This window comes from Halalkalibacter sp. APA_J-10(15), from assembly GCF_023017105.1.
Classification (GTDB): domain Bacteria; phylum Bacillota; class Bacilli; order Bacillales; family Bacillaceae_D; genus Halalkalibacter.
In genome coordinates, this window is the sequence record NZ_JALKEV010000002.1 from 229,111 (window position 1) to 250,150 (window position 21,040).

The window sequence follows — 21,040 nt, forward strand, 5'->3', positions numbered from 1 at the left end:
TTGATCACCTCGAATAATTAGAAATGACTTTTGTAACACCTTTGATGACATCATTTACATCTTTCATGGTCATAGCTGGAAAAAGAGGAAGTGTGATGATTTCTTCATATAACTTCTCTGCGTAGGGACATTGTTTTTTGCTGTACCCTAATTTTTGATAATAAGGTTGTAAGTAAACAGGGATATAGTGTACATTTACCCCTATATTTTCTTTTTGTAGTGCTTCAAAAATTTGTTTTCTCCCTACTTTTAATTGCTCAACGCGTAAACGAATGATATACAGGTGCCAGCTAGAACAAGAAGCATTTGTTTGATGATCAAGAGGAATTATCACCTCTTTTATCTTTCGAAATGCTTCTTGATACTTAGCTACATATCTCTTTCTAGTTTGTATAAATTGATCTATTTTTTTTAATTGACTTAATCCAAGAGCCGCCTGTAAATCGGTCATTCGATAATTAAAACCGAGAAAATGCATTTCATAATACCAAGGTCCTTCATATTGATTTAATTTGTTTTTCTCTCGGGTAATTCCATGGCTTCTAAATTGTACTAGCTTTTCATAGTATTCCTTATTATTGGTCGTAATGACACCACCCTCACCAGATGTAATATGCTTCACTGGATGGAAGCTAAACATCGTCATGTCACTAATAGAACCGACCTTTTTCCCTTTGTATGTTGCACCCAAAGCATGAGCAGCATCTTCTATGACAGTTAGATTATGTTGTTTGGCTAGCTTTTGAATGTCTTCTAATTCGGCAGGTTGCCCTGTAAAATCTACGGGAATAATTGCTTTTGTTTTTTTTGTAATGAGGGATTGAATGTTTTTAGTAGCGATATTATACGTTTGAGAATCTATATCTGAAAAAATTGGTTTTCCTTTTTGGTAGAGGATACAATTTGCAGTCGCAACAAATGTCATCGGACTCGTAATAACTTCGTCACCTTCTTCAATACCAGCAGCAAAACAAGCACCATGCAAAGCAGCTGTCCCACTCGAGAATGCCACAGCATATTTGGCTCCAACATACGTAGCTATTTCTTGCTCAAATTGAGCAATAGTCGGTCCAGTCGTTAAATAATCACTTTTGAGGACTTGGAGAACAGCTTGAGCGTCATCATCATCAATCCATTGTCTCCCATAAGGGAGGTAGGAATCCCTTACAGGCTTTCCTCCATCAATCGCAAGTCTTTCTATTGTCATCAGTTATTTCTCCTTATTAAATAAGGTTTGTTGTTTTAATCCATTCTTCTGTTCGACGAATTCCTTCCTCCAAACCCACTTTCGGCTCCCAATCTAATAACTGCTTAGCTTTGTCATAATTACAGAGCAGCTTTTGAATTTCACTTTGTGGATGAATATGCTTCACATGTTCGATCTGGGATTCATCTTTAGCAATCAATGCTGCTAATCCATTAATCGCAATATCACGCCCTAAACCAGCATTCACAATTTCTCCATTAACTTTGTCCGAATAGCCTGCTTTCACGACGAAGCGAGCACAATCTTCAACATATAGGAAATCTCTCGTTTGTGTTCCATCTCCATAAATAACAAGGTTCTTTCCTTCCAGTTTATTTTTCAAAAAAATAGCAATAACTCCTCCTTCACCCCCTGTTTTTTGATAAGGTCCATACGTATTAAATGGACGAACGACAACAACCGGTAATTTGTAGGCATAGTAATAGGATAAAACCATATTTTCTGCAGCAATTTTTGAACCGGCATATGGAGAAGCTGGTTTGATTAAATCATTTTCCTTAATACCGAGCTCATTAGATGTACAATCATAAACCATACATGTACTCATAAAAACGAGTTTGACATGATGTTCTTTACATTTTTCTAAAATGTTAAATGTACCAACTGTATCATTATAAAATGTCTCTTTTGGATCATTAATACTATCTTGCACATTAATGCTAGCGCCTAAATGATAACAAATGTCAAATTGATTTAAAAAAATGTCATCCAGCAAAGATCTATCCTTGATGTCCCCTTTAATAAAGGTAAAATGTTCATTTTTTGAAAACTCTTCAATATTTTCCTTTCTTCCATTCGAAAGGTCATCAAGCACCCAAACACTGTGCCCATTCTTAATTAATTGCCAAACTACCCATCTCCCAATAAATCCTGCTCCTCCAGTGACTAAAACCTTCATACGCAATCCCCTTCCATCATTTTATGAATAAGACAGTATCCTTAGCACCATTCATTTCCATACAAAACGATACTAATTAAATTAAATTCTCATTTATGAGTAGATGACGGATTTCTTTCTTATCAATTGATATCTCTTTAGACGAGCGATACGTGCCGGGTTTTGCTCTTTTAGCATTTTCGTAAGCTGTATTAGTTTGTTTATGACCTGGAATAACAAACATTTCAAGTAGTTCCCATGCTATTAATGATTCATCATAAGTCATTAACTCTTCGTACAATTTTTCTCCTGTTCTTAATCCAATGTATTCGACCGTTATTTCCTCTTTTTTCAATTGATTTTTTTTGCATGTTTCATTGATAATGACATCAACTAAGTCATCTAATACCAATACTGGCATTTTTAATACAAATACTTCCCCTCCCCGTGCTTCTTTAAGTGCTTGAATCGTAAGGTTTGTTGCTTGGCTTAATGTCATCATAAATCGTGTCATGTTTCGGTCAGTTACTGTCATTTTCTTATTCTCAATCAGTTGTTTTTTAAAAAAAGGAATAACCGACCCTCTCGATCCCATCACATTGCCGAATCGAACACTAGCAAATATCGTTTTCCCTTTACCCTTACTATACTCAGCTGCACTTATTAAACGTTCTGCTGTCAGTTTTGTCGCGCCATACGTATTTGTTGGCGAAATCGCCTTATCAGAGCTTGTAAATATAACTTTTTTTACATCATGAGCAATAGCAGCTTTGATCACATTATTTGTGCCTAATACATTCGTTTGAACAGCTTCAAATGGATTGTATTCACAGGAAGGAACGTGCTTCATCGCTGCAAGATGAAATACGTAATCGATATCTTCCATAGCACTGAAAACTCGATCGTAATCTCGAACATCTCCAATACAAAAGCGAATATTATTTCGATTTCCATAGAGATTATTCATATGATATTGCTTATACTCATCACGACTAAACACACGGACAACCGTTGGATTATCTAATAATATCTGCTTTATTAGGCTTTGCCCTATCGTTCCTGTTCCTCCAATAATTAAGATTTTTTTATTGGTAAAATACATTTCATATCCTACTTTCCGTTTATTGTTTTTATGAAATAGCGCATAACTTTTTAACCCATAACACCTGGGGCTATTATGGGTTAGCAAGCTTTAGTTCAAATACATTACTGTCTAGTTTGTTGATAACTATGTTGGTTTCTGTACGTTCTATTCGGTTTAATGTAGCTATGAAAGAGGATAAAATCTTTCTTGTAAGTTCAGTTTTATTTTTTTTGTGCTGTAATGGAAAATTATTTATGACACGCGGAGCTTGAATAGGATGTACGTTTTTCAAAGAACTCTTACTAAGGAGATGAAGGATTCTTTCGTAAGAAGAGACTTCACCACTATTACCATAAAAACTAGACAGGATCGCTTTCTTCTTTAAGGATGAGCCCGCTTTTTTTTGTGACAAATGCTTATCTACTAATTTGTATATTTCTTTCATACTTGCAGCTTCTTCACTTACAGCATTCGCCAACTCTACATCCCATGCTTTAGAAACTATCGGTCTATAAGTAATACTCGGCTTCTCTAACAAAAAGGCTTCAATTCCCGTCGTACAACCGTTATGAACCATTAACTTAGAAGCTATGATCCATTTTGCAATGGCCCCTTCATGTTCAACAAACACATTTGAAGCATTCTTAAATTCTTTCTGATAGCTCGCTATATTTTCTTGTGGGTGGGGACGAATGATCACATTCACATTCGGATAACGTATGCTTAATAACGTCACCATTTCGACAAAATGATCATATAAATCTTTGAAAAATGTGTGTTTAGTTTTATGTCTCATTCCATTTTTATGGTTATACAAAGCAAATCGAGTATTAACTAAAATAAACTCACCATACTTCTCCTTTAATTGTTCCACAGCGTCATCATAGAGTGATTGAAACGGTACATTCAATAAATCAAAGCGTGGATGACCCGTGACATGAATCTTTTCTTTTAAATGAGGATATGCTTGAACTAGAAGGTTTTTTTGTGTCTTACCCCAACAAAAGATTCCATCTAAAAGCTGCAAGTGGTCCGCAGTTGTTCGTGTATGGATATACGTATTATTATTAAAAATAAAGCCTTCTTCATCTAACTCTACTAATGCATGCCCTAGCTTCTTTATTCGGCTGAAAGTTCCTTGTTTAAAGTGGTTTTTATTTGGATAACCTTTTAGGAAGAAAATCCCCTTTGGAAGATAGGCTGCATTGTCAAATAGCTTCGGCTGTTTTCCAATTACGACATTGTATCCATTCTTCACAGCATAATAGGCTAAGAGAAGTTTTCCATCTAATTCTCTTGTCGTAACTTCAATCGGTAAATAAAGATGTCTTTGTGACATAACAAACTCCTTTGCAAAGAAATGGAATTATTCTAATGTTTCTTTAGTTGTGAAACAAGCTCGTTGTTATACAGTGAATGAAGATCTTGCTTATTGGGAAATATTTCATTTAATTCACTTCCATACTCCATCACAACTTCTAATAAGTCATTGAAATCCTTTTTATTCAACCTTTGCTTCCATAAAGAATTTCGGCTATGATTTAAAGTCTCTATCTTACCTGACAATTTAGTTGGTAATTGTAGAAACCGTAATATGTTTTTCACCACTCTGTTCGGGTTTTTAATAAGCTCTTCTTCTTTTATACAAATCATTCGATCATCTTCAATTTTTTGGCGAAACTCTGATATTGCTTTGTTATTTTCAATCCAATATTCCGCTAAATACCTTACATTTCCATTTGGGAAATACCGATTTACATCAATATCATTTGGTATTTTCTTATTTGCGAAATATTCCCAACAACGATATTCATCTTGTGTTGTTTTCTCTGGCCAATAATGAAATTTTAATTTCACTTTCAAACTAGCAACAACTCTTGGCATATCACGATAGATCCAAATATAACGTGCATCAGGAAATAATGAATTGACCAATGGGAGCTTGTTGCATAAATGAGGGTTTTTACTTAGGAAATAAGCATTCTCACTTTTATTCTTGTCATTTTGTTTCATCCTTTCTACAAACGCTGCTGTTAGTCGCTCTGCTTGACCTGGCTGTACGTCCCGTTCATTTAAACAAGGACAAGTGCGATCACGTGTTTTTGGAGAAGCCATAGGGACACCGCCTATTTGCGACCATATATCCTTCAGCTCAAATGGACAATGAACCAAGTGATCATGCATACCTAATATGGATGCGAGTAAAGTCGTCCCACTTCTCATACACCCAACTAGAAAAACTGGTTTTGTTAATCGGCCTATTGTCATCTATTACAACCCTTTCTTCTTTTTCATTACTTCTTCTAATCTCTGATTAAGCTCACGTATTCTCTTAATAGCATATGGACTACTCGTTTTTTCTTTTAATAATTTTTCCTTGGTTATTCGGTTATGATAGTGAATAATAACAGGATCACACTCGATAATTTTTTTTAGCTTTCTTGAAACTAAGTGAAAGTTCATTTCATATGGAAGGCTTTGAAAAGGTATATTTTTACTTGCATATGCAAGAGTTAAGGAGGCCTGTTCACAGAAATTGAAGTTACGCCCGAGTAAATCTCGATGTTTAATTAAGAGTTTCGTATATTTCTTCCAAACAGGATAGAACTCTTTCATTAATCGCTGAGGAAAAATTAATACCCCTGCATTACAATACATAATTGTTCGAATATCCGCTAAGACTGTACGGTGCTCGCGAGGCAGCATCGGCAGCTTAAAAAATGAGAATATTTCTTCAAACTGTTCATAAGGGACGGTTAGCCCTGCTGCTAATGCCGCTTGGAAATGTTCACCAGTAATATAGTCACTCGGATCACGGACAATGACTGTATCACAATCCAGAAACAAGATCGTATCATAATCTTTTGTTTCAGGAAGCTCAAAGAAACGCATTTTGTTTGATTGAGGATGCCATTTACTAAATCGTTTAACGATTCTTACAAACACACCCAAACGTTCAAGCTCTTCAACAAAATTAGGATCAGCTTCATCAACAATACAAACAAATATATTAACACCAGCCATTCGCCCACCAAACCATCTGATCGAACGAACGAGTCGAAGCGTTTGGTCACGATACTTTTCATTATTCTCAGTTACACAACCGATCATAACTCTCCCAGGCGTAGGCATAAGTTTACTAAGTTCTTCTTCATTTCTTGCTTTCTCAAAGTCAATTCCAGCTTCCTCGAGCAGTTTATTATGAAAGAAGAGAAATTCGTTCGATCTTTTTTTTTCAAAGCTAGAAAGATGATCTCTTAAAACAAATGCAAAGTAGTTTTGCTCACATAAAATGCAAATAAAATGATGCTTCAAACAAGACCTCATGAGTGAGCCTTTCGTTTGTACATGAACAACTTCTTCTCCGACGAATTCATTAGGTGAATCGTGAGTAGGAGTATTTATTATTAGACATCCACCACGTTTCAACCTCGTCTTTAATTTCACCCATAACTGTTCCATTTCAAATACTGGAATTTTATCAATAGCATCAGTAATAAGAATTACATCATACTGATTAGATGATGCTAATTGATTGATGTTTTTCAGCTCCGCCAAATCGATCATCAAAGAAGGCTTTTCAATGGAATGATCCATTCCGACTTGAAGAATATCTTTATTTTTTAAAGACCCAATCTTCTTTTCAATAAATGAATGAACTTTCATTATGAACTCCCTTCTCCTCGTTTATGACTAACTTTTTACTTAAACATATCCTATTAAACAACAATTCATTTTTATTTGATCATTCTTTCATAGAATTCAACAGGGTATACGATATATGTATATTTTAGGAATAAGTATTCTGTGAGTAGGGAGATAACTATTTTCTTATTTGAAAATAGAATCATCTGTGCTAAAGATTCACCTAATATTTCCCTTCAACTTGATTGTCCTTTATAAACGTATCCTGTAATCTAAATACATTTACGCTTAAGCACCTTCCTAAGAATAACCAAAGTTGATACGTTACCCACATCCCTCAATACCAAGTTAACGTATATGTTTTACCTTTATTTTATATAGAACATTTTAGTATAATTCCAAATATTGCAAATGAACGGATGATGGCTGATAAGCGGAAGGTACGATCACAGAAAGTGAACTACGCGCAATTGAAGATGAGGAAATGAAACGCATTGTTGCCAAGCAAAAGGAAGCTGGTCGCCAATCAATAACAGATGGAGAAGGTATTCAATTTCAAGGGGTCAAAACAAAGCCTCATTATTTTAATTGACGGTTTGGATGTAGACAGACTATTTCTTGAATTTGACGATAAGCGTTCAGGTGATTCGAACCACTTCGTTACGTGAAACGACAAGACCTACAGCTTGTTTTAGTTGAAATAGCTAAGGATGCTTCGAAATAAACATGTTTAAAACGATCCATGAAAGAAGTCCTTCCTGGATCGTTTTTCTGCTGTAGCTCTTATCCGTAACCTCTTCTTTGCCTTAATCCATCACTAAACCACCATCGACAACAAGATTCTGACCTGTCACTGCTCTTGCCCATGACGACGAAAAGAATAAAGCCGTATCAGCTAATTCTGCTGGAGTAGTTACCTTTTTCAATGGAGTAGTAGACTCAATGATTCCAAACACTTCTTCAGTCGTCACGCTACTCGCATCCGTTTGCTTCAATAAACCACCTGAGATCATATTAACCGTAATGCCATACTGCCCTAATTCCTTTGCTAAATTACGAGTAAAACCAAGTAATGCCGCTTTACCGGTTGTATATTCATGATAAGCAACGACAGGGTTTTGTACGAGATTCGTACCAATATTTATAATACGGCCAAACTGCTGTTCCTTCATATCAGCTACACACGCTTGTACGGTATTTAGTGCCCCTTTCACGCTTCCTTCAAACTGTGTGTTGAACTTTTCCCATTCAAGCTCGAAAGCATTCTTCTGCGTAACCGGATTGAATTCAAAATCAATTAATGCATTGTTCACAATCGTGGTAACCGGTGTACCAAAATAAGCCTTTGCTTTCGCAACCATTTCCTGCACTTGTACCTTATCTCGTACATCTGCTTGAATCGCAATTGCACGCTCACCGATCGCTTTTACGAGATGATCTGCTTTTTCTTGACTTTGATAATAATTGATAATCACTTGAGCACCTTCGTTCGCATAAGCTTTTGCTAGCTCTGCTCCCACTCCCCTACTTGCTCCAGTAATTAAAACCGTTTGCTCATTTAATTTCACAATAGCCCCTCCAATATATGAATCTTTTCAACATTTACACAACAAAAAGACTAGGAAACATAAGGATCTAGTCTTCGAAAAGATAGCCTACTTCCCTCCGCTGGTATGAGCCAGATCAGGTCCTGAGGGTCAAAAAGTTCAATACTTTTTTCTCAGTCTGTATGACAGACACCCCTAGTAGAAACTATTCATTTGTAAATGCTATCTATTATTATAATTTGAACAAAAGGAGCATGCAATTAAAGTGATTCTAGAGATTACATTTCCGCCTTCAACTTATCATAGTGACGAACAATGTCTCTCACTACATCACTATTTTCATCTAATTTACTGACCACTTTCAACACATAAGAAGGTCCATGCTCATTGATCATTGCTTGAATTTCTAGCGCTTCCTCGTCTTCATGAGCATCGAACATTAAGGCAGCTGCTATCGCTTTAGCCAAGTTTGTATACGGTAGCCCTGCCTTATACGCCTGAATAAGAGGACGGATTAAGCGATCCTGTGGACCTAATTTTCGAATTGGGGCACGTCCGACACGTGTAACACCATCATTTAAATAACGATTTTTGAAGCGTTCGATATTTTTATGAATATACGTTAAATGCTCCTCTTCATCAAGTCCATATTCCTTCACTAAGTACGCACCCGTTTCTTTCAACGTCTCTCTCACTTGCTGTACAACACTCTCATCATTTAACGCTTGATCAATGGTCTTCTTTCCTTCAATATACCCTAAATAAGCGGTGACGGCATGACCAGTGTTAACTGTAAATAATTTACGCTCGATAAATGGAGCAAGATCGTCCACAATTGTCATTCCTTCTACATTTGGAATATGTTCATTTGCTTCCACTACCCATTCAAAGTAAGGTTCAACAAGTACATCAAGTGAGCTCTGATCCTGAATCGGGACAATTCGATCAACAGCCGAATTAAAGAAGAAAATTCTTCCTTTCAGCTTCTGCCTTATTTCATCATCAAGATGCTCCAATATAGATTCCTTTAACCTATCAGTAGCAGCAATTTGATTTTCGCATGCAATCACATAGAGCTTTTCATCCGATACAGCAACACGCTCAGCAATCCCCTGAGCTATTAAGGGTGCTATCCTTGGCAAAATAGTCGGTCCAATTGCCGTTGTTACATAAGTTGCTTCCTTAATTGCATCGATAACTTCTTTTTCCTGGCTCAAATTATTTAATCCAGAAACGTGTTCAATCTTCATTGATTGCTGCTCTTCAGTAGCTAGCTTCACTTGATAGCTCCGTTCTGTATTTAATTGATCAATAATGTGTGCAGCTATGTCGACAAACGTGACATGATAGCCTGATTCTGAAAAAAGAGCTCCGATAAATCCTCTCCCGATATTCCCTGCACCAAAATGAACGGCTTGTTTCAACATTGATCATTCCTTTATCAAATTATTTTGTAAGTAATCAAAAAATGTATCCTCTAACTTCTTGCGAATCATTCCTTCATTTGAAGACGAAAAAATCATCATTGCAATGTCATTTTCAATTAAACTTGTACTTATCATGCTTAGAACCTCCTGTTCACGCTTGCTCATATGTTTAGGAGCCAGCATTAATAGCAGGTTTTTCATTTGCATATCCCTTCCATCCATGCCCTTGATTGTACAAGGCTTATTTAAATGGGCGACTTGAAAGATGAGTTCAGATACACTTTCTTCTCTGCAATGAAACAGTCCCATATTCGTATTTGGTATTCCAAGCCCACCGTTTTTCTCGCGCTCCTCTAGTTCCTTTATCACATTTGTAGGATTTGTCACGAGACCACTCTGCCCACTCTCTTCTACCATTTCTTCAATAACCCTCCAATGACCCTCATCAGATTGCTTCCAATACACACGTAAATTTGCAAGAATCGATTCCATGCTTGAATGAACATCCTGAATTTCCTTTAATAAGCCTTTCACGTCCTGACGGTTGTTCTTTTGATTCGCATCCTTTTCAATAGAAGTCGTGACGTAGCTCTTCTTTCTCGTCACGACTTCTAGATGTTTTTGTAAATAATCTTGAATTGAATGAATATCTTTCTCGCTTAACAACGGGCTAACTAGGATATAATCGACATCAGCAAAGGGTAGCCTAACGGTTGAAATGACCAGTTCATACTCGTTCAAATCAGCCTTTTGAAATTCTTTTATCGACAAAATTTCAACGTTATGAATTTCTGATAGCTCTTTTTGAACACGGCTTGCGAGCATTTTGGACGTTCCAATCCCTGTCGGACAAACGATAACAGCATGTACCTGTATGCTCTCCTCGCGCTTCACTAAAGCCGAACCAAAATGAAGCACAATAAACGCAATTTCATCATCTGGAAAGTGAACATCCTCAAATTGTTTATCCAAGCTTTTCTGCACAACCATAAATAACACCGAATATTTTCTTTTAATTTCATTCGTCAATGGGTTAAATAAATCGAGCTTCTGCTTTAAGCGAAAAATCGATGGTTCCATATGTGCTAGCAATCCTTGATACAACGAAAAGTCATCCATTAAATGTACGTTCAATTGTTCAGACACATCTTGAATGACGTTTTTTATTAACTTTCCCAGTAAGACACTGTCGTAACCAGCAACATCAGCCGCTTGCAGCTTAGATCCTTTTAATACAACGGTCAAAAAATGAACATCGCTCTTTTCTAGTGGAATCGAGAGCTGACCTTGAAGCTTTTCACATATTGCTGACACTAGATTAAATTCACTCGTATAGTCATGCTCTGCTTCTATTTCCTGTTCAAGTAAATGGAGTTGCTCAATTCGCTGAAGTGTAATGCAAATATAGACGATTAGCCCTGTATAATCATTGTCTGCTAGCCTTGTTTGCTCTTTGTTTATCTTCTGATTCACAAGTTCGTCAATCACCACTAAATAACGAGGTGAAAAATAGCCAAGAATGTTCTTATTCGACCAATTTCCTTGACCTAGAAAATAGAAGCTTTCAATTAAATCTTCATAAAAATGAACTAAGAAATAATTCGCAAGCGCATGACGTATGCTCGACTCCGTTCCAACTAACTCTAATCCAACGCCTCTCTTTCTCGTTAGGTTAATAGAAAATTTATGGAACCAATCCGTCAGATCATCTAAATAAAGAGACAACGTTGCCCCGCTTATGCCTAACTGGCGAGCAAGCACTTGCTTCTTAAATGTCGGTCCATCATGAAGTAACATAATAAGCAATTGTAGCTTTCGTTGTTCTGGGGTAATATCAGTCGGATTAACACCCGTCAACCTTTGTATTAATCGATAAATTTGTTCATTTTTCCCATCAATAAATAGACCTTCTGTCGCTGTTCTCTTCAGTTCTAGCTCAAAGGGCTTTAAAAGCTTCTCGATTGATTTCAAATCTCTTTGTACTGTTCTTGCACTGACTTCTAGGAACGTAGATAGAGAATGAACCGTATGCTTACCCGAAGTTTTGACAATAAGATCAATAATCATTTTTTCCCTCGATGTAATAAACATTCATCTCACCCATTTCACTTATTAGATGTCCTGCTTTCAAGAGAAAACACCAAGTTCTTCAAGTATAATCCATTTTCGAATGAGTCTAGGACTAACAAAAGTGTTTAGCCGAGAATCCGAACATCTAGAGAACGTAGCGGATGAAATATACATAGATTCCTGTGGGATGAAAAGGAGGCCACTGAAAAAGTACAAATCGACTTTTTCATTATCCTCATGAAATGCTAAGGTGAGACCCTACAGTGCGTAAGAAGCCACTGAAAAAGTCCAAACCACTTTTTCAGTAGCCTCGCGTAGCACGAGGAGGCTCACCAGCTTCCCGCGGAAAGCGAAGTATATTTCGGGATCGGTTAATGTGCACCTCTGTGTATTCATTCGGTCCCTCATTTATTAAAACACTTTTGTCCCTGCTTCTAGACCGATCATTTACTTTTAATAAGAGCTTTCAATTCTTTCACTGATTTCGCTTGAATCATTCGATCAACATTTGCCTGTTCGGAGCAAATGACAGCAATGCTTGAAAGAATCTCTAAGTGTGTACCATCTTTACCAGCTATTCCGAATATTAATTTCGTTTCTTCTCCATTAAAGTCTACCCCATTTGGAACTTGAATAACGGTAAAGCCTGATTTAATGACCGCTTTCTTTGCTTCTTCTGTACCGTGTGGAATTGCGACATTATTACCCATGTACGTCGAGGTCATTTCTTCGCGCTCAATCATCGCATCTACATAGCTTTCCTCAACATAGCCTGCTTCGACTAGCACGGCACCCGCAAAACGAATTGCTTCTTCTTTTGTTTTAAACTCTTGATTGACAAAAATATTTTCTTCAAGAAGCATATCATTATTTTCTTCAGTCGTAGGCTCCTGACCGAACTTGTCACTCTCAGATTGATCGTTTGCTGTGCCACTTTGCAAGTTCGCAATAAGCTTGTCATATTCAGCGCTTGATAAGAAGTTGTCAACAGAAATATGGTAAGCATTAGGAACCTTATTCTGTGCTCGTGGTGTCAATTCTTCTTGCGTAATGACTATTTCGGCATCAGCTGGAATATTACTAATGGCTGTATTCGTCACCATAACATCCAATCCTGCTTCCTTCACCTTCTTGCGTAGAAGTGATGCTCCCATCGCACTCGATCCCATACCGGCATCACAAGCAAACACAATCTTATTTACTTGATCTACTTGAAGATCATTACTTGTAAATTGACTAGAAACCGAGCTTTTTTTCCCCTTCATCTGTTCCATTTTCTTCGTTGCTTCATCCATATCTTCATCGATTTGTTTTCCTGTTTTTAGAACGATCGCCGAAATGATGAATGAAACAGCAGTTGCTACGAAAATTGCTGCATAGTTAGCAAAATACACCATGCCATTTGGCGGAGTGACAGCCGTTATCGCAATAATACTACCTGGCGATGCAGGTGCACCAAGACCTCCGCCAAGAAGTACAAGAGTGAAGACTCCACTCATACCACCAAGAATAACAGAAACAAGTAACATTGGCTTCATTAACACATATGGGAAGTAAATCTCATGGATACCACCGAAAAAGTGAATGATCGACGCTCCTGAGGCTGATTGTCTCGCCATGCCTTTTCCAAAGATCATAAAGGCTAATAATACACCTAAACCTGGTCCGGGATTGGCCTCCAATAGGAAAAGTACTGAACGACCAGCATTTTGCACCTGCTCCAATCCAATTGGTGTTAAGACACCATGGTTTATCGCATTATTTAAGAAAAGAATCTTAGCCGGTTCTATTAACAAGCTCGTTAATGGAAGTAATCCCATATCCAGTAACCAGTCAACACCGACAACAAGAACTTGTGTAAATGACTGTACGGCTGGACCTATTCCTAAAAAGGCAAGAACGGCCAACGCTCCACCGATAATACCTGCAGAGAAATTATTAACGAGCATTTCAAATCCTGACCGAATTTTCCCCTCAATCATTTTGTCAAACCTCTTAATTAAAAAGGCAGCAAGTGGGCCGACAACCATCGCTCCTAAGAACATCGGCGTATCTGGCGCCCCAACGATAACCCCCATCGTCGCAATCGACCCGACAACACCACCACGCTGATCATGAATCAATTTACCACCTGTATAACCAATTAAAAGAGGTAATAAGTACGTAACCATAGGGCCAACCAAACTGGCAAGGCTTTCATTTGGAAAGAAACCATCAGGAATAAACAAGGCTGTAATTAGCCCCCAAGCAATAAAAGCACCAATGTTAGGCATAACCATCGAACTCAAAAAATTACCGAACTTTTGAACTGCAACTTTTACTTTCGATTGAGCCATTCTAATCATCCTTTCTTTAAGTAAATATAATAAAATGCGTACTTCAAAAAAAGCTTAAAAAAGATAGTAAACTTTTTGAACAACTTAAGCATAAAGGAGCAATAGAGCGACATTCAATGACAATGAAAACTAACTTTGTCGCAATGATCATGACAAACCTATTGTTTCTCTCATTCTACAGGCTATACGAAACTGATAGTTGATTGAAGGCGATAAAAAAGCACACCTAAATCGTAGGCATGCTTTTACTTTAATCCATATAACGATACTCCATCAGCTTCTTCAACATCGCAATTTCTTCTAGTAATTCCTGCCCGACATTCGTTTCTCGTACCTTTTTCCGTTCGAGCTCCTTATCAACAACTCGTTTCACCGATAATACATCAGCACCATTATGAATAACATCCTCTTTTGAATTAAACTGCTGATGAGCGACTAATTGCATCCCAAATGAGTTATACAGCAACGTATAGCCAGCTATCCCCGTAGTTGATTGATAGGCCTTTGAGAAACCTCCGTCAATGACAATCATTTTTCCATTTGCCTTAATGGGGTTCTCGCCATTAATTTCCTTAACAGGTGTGTGACCATTAATAATATGTCCTTGCTCAGGGTCTAGGTCAAACTCTGCTAGAATCGTCCGACAAACCTCCTCATTCTCTCTCAAATAATAATAAGGATTCTTAGGTTCTTTTTGCGCAGCTTTATCCTTAATAAAATAACGTTCAAATGTCGTCATTGCACGCTTTCCAAAAAGTGACGAATACTCCCCTGTCCATAAATACCAAACCATATCAGTCGCAAGGTCATCCGTTTGATCACGATGAGCAAACGCATAACGCAAATACGTCTCAAATTGATCTAATAATGCCCGACCTTTGTATACCTGACCATCAATTTCCATTTGCTCCATCTGACCGTCTTCATTAATCGGCATACAGCCATGAATGAGCAAATTCCCATTATATCGCAAATAGAGGCTGCCTTTTTTCATTAAAAATTTCATATGCCTCGCTAGTTTTTCCGAATGCTGGACAGACAGCAGCAGCTTATTGATCACTTCTTCTTCCTCATCTAATAACACAGTCGGATTATTGCGATCAATGGTTGAAAAGCACGTATTCTCTAATGAATACGTCTTTCCATAGACAGTCACTTCATTGCGCTCATAATCGACCATCTCAAGCAACAAGCGCTCTGACATATTGAAGAAAGGACGTCGATTAATAATCGGACTTTCCAATTTAAATTGAATGATAGCGATCGCCTGATGAATTTTTGTTATTTGCAAAGACTCATCCTCTGACAGTGGTTTATCGGCATGTTGCTTTGGTCGAAATGCTGGATTATCATCGTAATATTTGTCCGCTAACGTCATCAACGGTCGCAGATTAATCCCATATACATCTTCAATAATGTCCAAATTATCGTAACGAGCACAAATGCGAATAATATTCGCTAGACAGACCTTCGAACCAGCAAACGCCCCCAACCAAAGAACATCATGATTCCCCCACTGAATATCTAACGAATGATAGTTAATCAACGTATCCATAATTTTATCAGGGTCAGGCCCACGATCATAAATGTCTCCAACGACATGCAAGTGATCTACAATTAGTTGCTGAATCGTATAAGCGAGCCCTGCAATCAGCTTTTCTGATTGCCCAAGCGTAATAATCTGTTCTAAAATTTGTTTATAATAGGACTTCTTGTTTGAATACTTATCCGATTTATACAATAGCTCTTCGATGACATAAACAAACTGCTCCGGTAGTGCTTTTCGTAATTTCGAGCGTGTATACTTCGACGAAGCATAAGGAATAAGTGTAATCATGTCGCAAATGACTTGCTTGTACCATCGATGCAGCTCTACCTTACTACTAAACTTATTTTTCATCAGCTTTAGCTTGTCTTCTGGATAATAAACTAATGTCGCAAAATCATCAATCTCCTGTTGAGTCAATGAATCTTTGAAAATGTCCATTATCTTTTCTTTCACTTTACCCGAGCCATTGCGAAGTACATGTTGAAACGCATGATACTCCCCATGCAAATCACTGACAAAATGCTCCGTCCCTTTTGGCAAATTCAAAATCGCTTCTAGATTAATAATTTCCGTCACGACTTTCTCTTCACTATCAAATTTCTCAGCAAGCAAATCTAAGTATTTTCTATTCAACGCAGCTGTTCCCCCTTCAGCTCAAGTATGCATATAATATGTTACACCAAATCGATAAACGTCCTTTATATTAAGTATTAATTTTTATTAAGTGTATCATATAAAATAAATAGTGCAACATATTAACAATAAACTTACCCTATTAATGACACACTTATGAGGCTAGAAGAACCGTTAATAAAGATATGGCTCACACTCGCTGACGTAATTTCTTCCGTTCCTTTCTGCTGAAACATGCACATACCAAGTTTATGTTGGCATCAAATTTAAATATATTAAATTGAGCAGATCCCCTTCCTAAATCAGCTTCATTCTACTCTGGAAAAAATCTTATACTCCCTTATATATAAAGAGACGGCCCACCATTTCCAATTCAATTTCAATTGGAAAGGACAGAACCGCCTGTACTATTTCGCTCCTATGTCTACACTAAATTTCACTTAAACAAGCTTTCTACGTCTCATTAACAAGATCATAAACCCGATCAAGAAAAGAATGACACCCATTAAAGCAATGTTGGCTGAATTCGTTGCTGTATCAGGTAATTTACTATCTTCACCTGATTCTTTTTTGCTTCCAGAGTCTTGATTGTCATCATCGTCTCCTTCAGTTCCAGGAGGGGCAGGTAGTTTCTTCTCCTCTTCCTCCTCTTCCTCCTCTTCTTCTTCAGGCTTGCTTGGATCTTCCGGGGTTGGATCAATAGGGTCTTCTTCCTCCTCAAATGCAGCAAATAGACTGAAATGATTCGTTTCGGCAGTCACATAGCCATTTAAGTATGTCCCTCCGACTTTCTCCCACACATTCGTTGTTTCATTCAAGTAGAAAACATGAACCATGTCTTCATCAGTTAGTAAATCTTCATCAATCTGGAAATGCAGCGTGGCAAATTGTTCCCCAAAATGAGAGAGAATTTGATCTCCTTGAGTCAGTGTAAAGTCAAAGATTGTACTCACTAATGTTCCAGGCTCCGAGCCTATTTCTTCCTTAAGCTCTTCTTCATTCACTTCATCAAACGAGAATGTCACAGCTCCTTGGCCCATTTCAAAAATTGTAGCTGGAATTTCTACCGTCACGGTGCTTGAAACGAATTGAATCGTAGCTCCTTTTTCAACTAAATCATCGATTTGCTCGCTACTTAGCTCAATCACTGTATGTCCTACAAACAATTCAGAACGTACATCCAGTTCAAGAATACCACCATCTTGAACACGGTTGACCAGTTCATCAGAAACAAAGATTTTACCATCTTTCACTACAAGATCATCCTTTGGCTCAGAAGGTGGTTCGACTGGGTCTACCGGATCGACAGGATCTGGATCAACTGGTTCGATCGGGTCTACTGGATCTGGATCAATCGGATCAACTGGTTCAATCGGGTCTACTGGCTGACTAGGATCATAAATAGAAATTCTTTCTCCTTCCACATAATCAATCGCTTCTATTTGTGCCTCTACGAACTCTGCAACGGCTTCCCATACGAAGCCATTCTCTTCAACCGTCGAGTCACTTAACGTATAGTGGCCACCATTATGCATAAAGTCATTGTAAGCAACCTTATAAACCCCATTATCTTCAATACTTGTACCATCCTCTAAGCTGATCATAACATTCTCAAACCTCGGTGATCCGTTACCTTCTACTAACGTATAATGAATACCTGAGGCTTGCACATCCACTTGACCATGGTAATTCGATTGAGCTAGAATCATTTCTTTTAATCGTGATCCCGTCGTTTCCACTACGACAATTTGGTTTCCATAACCATCTAACGCTTCAATTTGCTCTCTCGTTATATCACCTGCTGGAATTGCACCAGTCACAGAGCTTCCATTAAGAAGACCAATGTCTGCATTTGTTAATGAACGAACAGCATCTGTGTAGAGGTTTCCTAGACCAACATCCATAACCCCTTTATTTGCACTAAACAATCCTTGTTCAGTAGAACCAATCACTTCTCCAATCGGTCCACCGGCATTTGGATCAACTTCAGTGGAAATTCGTCCTTCAGAACCATAATTCAATTTTTCACCTTGAGCAGTTAAAAATTCTCCGTATTCAATCATCGCCGTCGTCATAGGTGTCACTTCTGCGTATACGACCGTCCCTTGAAAATCGTAGCCTGATCCACCTGTTCCAATGTAATCCGGTACGGCGACTAAATACATAGCATTAAGATCAAGAGGCTGTCCTTCTAATTCTAATTCGACATCGACATATTGCCCACTCGCATTTGTTAAAATCGTATAGTGAAGCCCTGATGATTGTAAATCAATTTGATTTCGATTATTTCTCGAATACGAAAACTTGATGACATCCTTAATCGCTTCTCCAGTCATTTCAAATAGCATCACTTGATTATCAAACGGTTCAATACGATAAATATCACCGATCGTCACATCTCCAGCAGCTATTGAATCACGAATACCACCATTATTCGTGAAGGCAATATCTGCATCGGCAGCAAACGCCATTGCATCTGTCCAGAAGTTCCCTAGTGCTACATCTCTTTCATAACGACCATCTCTTGTAAGACCTGTATCTGATTCACCGATGACAATGCCTAATATTTCATCCATTTGCTCGTTCCAAACATCAATGATCGCTTGTATTTCTTCATCCGTATCTTGTAATTGACTAACATCTTGCAAGTGACCCTGTACTTGAGATACTTCTTTCGTTTCAGCGTCAATCGCGAGTGATAATTTCCCTACATGACTTGCATATCCACCTGCTTGAGCAATTGGTGTGCCACTCACAACTTGAGGTGTGTTTAACACCGTATGAGTATGCCCACCAATAATGACATCAAAATAGTCAACTTCTTCTGCAAAGCGACGATCATCGCCATAACCAATATGAGTTAAAGCAATAATAACATCAGCTTGCTCCTCTAGCTCTTCTTGATAGGCGAGAGCTGTTTCGACATAATCATGGAATTCAATATCTACCACTCCACTTGGCGCTGTTGCTGGAGGGTTTTGCGTTAAACTAAACACACCAACATCGAATTCTTCAAATTCAAAAATCGTATATGGTTCAGGCTGTTCAATCGCAATAGACGGATCAACTGTCATGTTAGCACTTAACCATGGGAAGTTTGATTGTACGACACGTTCAGCAAATACATCCTGCCCGTAATCAAACTCATGATTCCCTATCGCCAATGCATCTAGCTTCATTTCATTTAAAATATCAATGATCGGTTCACCTAAGTTAATGTCATTAACAGGTGATCCACTGAAAATGTCACCAGCATCTAAATAAAGCGAGTTATCAACAGCATCGCGTTCACCATTAATAAACGCTGCTACTTTCCCTAAATCATCAATACGAGAATGAATGTCATTTGTGTGCAAAATGGTTAAATCTAATGTATCATCACCAAGCTCTGGTTCAGTTGGATTTGTCGGCTCCTCTGAATCAGAGTCAGAAATGAGCACAATATCCATATCACCACGAGGTTTCACTTGAAATGTACCATTAAATACACTTGCAATCCCAGTTACGTCAACAACATCTCCGTTACCAAACGCGAAGTCATCGTACTCAAGACCTGTACGATTATCAACGCGAATCGATACCGATTCATTGTCTAATTCAGCTTGAAATTCGAATGTCCCAAAGTTATTCACTTCTGATAAATCAGCAATCGTCACACTTTCCAACGTCACGAGCTGACCTTGAATCGAATCACCTATTTCACTCGGAGTTACGATTGATGGTGTAGGGAGTTCTCCATCACCTAAAACCGTCACACTCGACAATTGGCTAATTTGAAACTCGCCATTAAACTCTCCTGTTTCACCAGTAATAATGACGTCATCACCTTGACTGACTTCATTAGAACCAAATACGTATGTACCACCTGTTGTATCTTGTAAATAAAATCCACTTCCACCCCATGCTCCAGGTGTTGTCGTCACAACTCCTCCGATCGTCACTTCCTCACCATGCTCCATATTGCGAGCATCTGCAATCGAAGTTACTTCAGGTAATTCAGGATCTGGCTCAGGAGAATATCCTTCCACAAATGTCATAGAAGTAGGACTTCTCAAGCCCGCCTGTGAAAAATAGTTTTCTAAGCTACCATGTACTTGAATCTTTTCTCCAATAATACTAGGATTTGATTCTAGTCCAAATGAACCTCGAAAATCAGATGTAATTTGAACGAGTAAAAAATTCGCACTATCTCTTTCCTCAGGATCATCTGCCAAAATTAAATTAAAGTCATTTCCAAATGGCGCAGAAAAATTAAAGCTATTAGCATTTGTAGTATGTCCAACGATATACCCTTCGACTGTAGCTGTCCCTTCATTGTTTTCAATCGCATCTTGTACGGTTAGAGTCGCTTCGTCCGCTGTCACAGCAGCTAGTGATTGAAATGGACTAAACACGAGAGCAAGCACTAACACATAAATGAGAGTTTGCATGAATACATTTTTTCTCTTCACCATAAATAGCCTCCTAAATTCATATTTTACGACTCATTCTAAATTGAAATAGAGAACCGCTGTTTCTATACAACATGTTCCTTCAAAATAGAATTGAATCGTTTACACAAGGCTATCCTACCAAATCAATTTTAAGGCTATGTTAATTTAACAT

General features: G+C 37.9%; 12 protein-coding genes and 1 riboswitch. All 12 genes read right to left on the reverse strand.

Features of this window, described 5'->3' with window-relative positions; genetic code table 11:
* Nucleotides 1-4: 4 nt before the first annotated feature.
* A complete protein-coding gene (gene pseC / locus MW695_RS03925) occupies nucleotides 5-1,207 on the reverse strand; it encodes a UDP-4-amino-4,6-dideoxy-N-acetyl-beta-L-altrosamine transaminase (protein WP_247103586.1) in 1,203 nt (400 codons plus the stop codon).
* Nucleotides 1,208-1,223: 16 nt separating this feature from the next.
* A complete protein-coding gene (locus tag MW695_RS03930) occupies nucleotides 1,224-2,165 on the reverse strand; it encodes a dTDP-glucose 4,6-dehydratase (protein ID WP_247103588.1) in 942 nt (313 codons plus the stop codon).
* Between the two features lie 76 nt (nucleotides 2,166-2,241).
* Nucleotides 2,242-3,246, reverse strand: a complete 1,005-nt coding sequence (locus tag MW695_RS03935; RefSeq protein ID WP_247103594.1) for an SDR family NAD(P)-dependent oxidoreductase — start codon at nucleotides 3,244-3,246, stop codon at nucleotides 2,242-2,244.
* Nucleotides 3,247-3,319: 73 nt separating this feature from the next.
* On the reverse strand, nucleotides 3,320-4,567 hold the full coding sequence (locus MW695_RS03940; RefSeq protein WP_247103595.1) for a surface carbohydrate biosynthesis protein: 1,248 nt from the start codon (nucleotides 4,565-4,567) through the stop codon (nucleotides 3,320-3,322).
* 32 nt (nucleotides 4,568-4,599) lie between these two features.
* Nucleotides 4,600-5,496, reverse strand: a complete 897-nt coding sequence (locus MW695_RS03945; RefSeq protein ID WP_247103597.1) for a sulfotransferase family protein — start codon at nucleotides 5,494-5,496, stop codon at nucleotides 4,600-4,602.
* A 3-nt stretch (nucleotides 5,497-5,499) separates the two neighbouring features.
* Nucleotides 5,500-6,894, reverse strand: coding sequence for a glycosyltransferase (locus tag MW695_RS03950; protein WP_247103599.1), 1,395 nt, complete (start codon nucleotides 6,892-6,894; stop codon nucleotides 5,500-5,502).
* 785 nt (nucleotides 6,895-7,679) lie between these two features.
* A complete protein-coding gene (locus tag MW695_RS03955) occupies nucleotides 7,680-8,441 on the reverse strand; it encodes a 3-oxoacyl-ACP reductase (RefSeq protein WP_247103600.1) in 762 nt (253 codons plus the stop codon).
* Between the two features lie 75 nt (nucleotides 8,442-8,516).
* Nucleotides 8,517-8,627, reverse strand: a riboswitch (TPP riboswitch).
* Between the two features lie 71 nt (nucleotides 8,628-8,698).
* Complete coding sequence (locus tag MW695_RS03960; RefSeq protein WP_247103741.1) at nucleotides 8,699-9,844, reverse strand: mannitol-1-phosphate 5-dehydrogenase; 1,146 nt, start codon at nucleotides 9,842-9,844, stop codon at nucleotides 8,699-8,701.
* Between the two features lie 6 nt (nucleotides 9,845-9,850).
* Nucleotides 9,851-11,938, reverse strand: coding sequence for a BglG family transcription antiterminator (locus MW695_RS03965; protein WP_247103603.1), 2,088 nt, complete (start codon nucleotides 11,936-11,938; stop codon nucleotides 9,851-9,853).
* Nucleotides 11,939-12,360: 422 nt separating this feature from the next.
* Nucleotides 12,361-14,253: a PTS mannitol transporter subunit IICBA gene (locus MW695_RS03970; protein ID WP_247103604.1), complete on the reverse strand. Its 1,893-nt coding sequence runs from the start codon at nucleotides 14,251-14,253 to the stop codon at nucleotides 12,361-12,363.
* Between the two features lie 250 nt (nucleotides 14,254-14,503).
* Nucleotides 14,504-16,435 (reverse strand): fructose-1,6-bisphosphatase, encoded by a 1,932-nt coding sequence (locus tag MW695_RS03975; protein WP_247103609.1) that lies wholly within the window; start codon nucleotides 16,433-16,435, stop codon nucleotides 14,504-14,506.
* Nucleotides 16,436-16,875: 440 nt separating this feature from the next.
* Entirely contained in the window at nucleotides 16,876-20,889 is a 4,014-nt protein-coding gene (locus MW695_RS03980; protein WP_247103610.1) for a 5'-nucleotidase C-terminal domain-containing protein, read from the reverse strand.
* Between the last annotated feature and the right edge of the window lie 151 nt (nucleotides 20,890-21,040).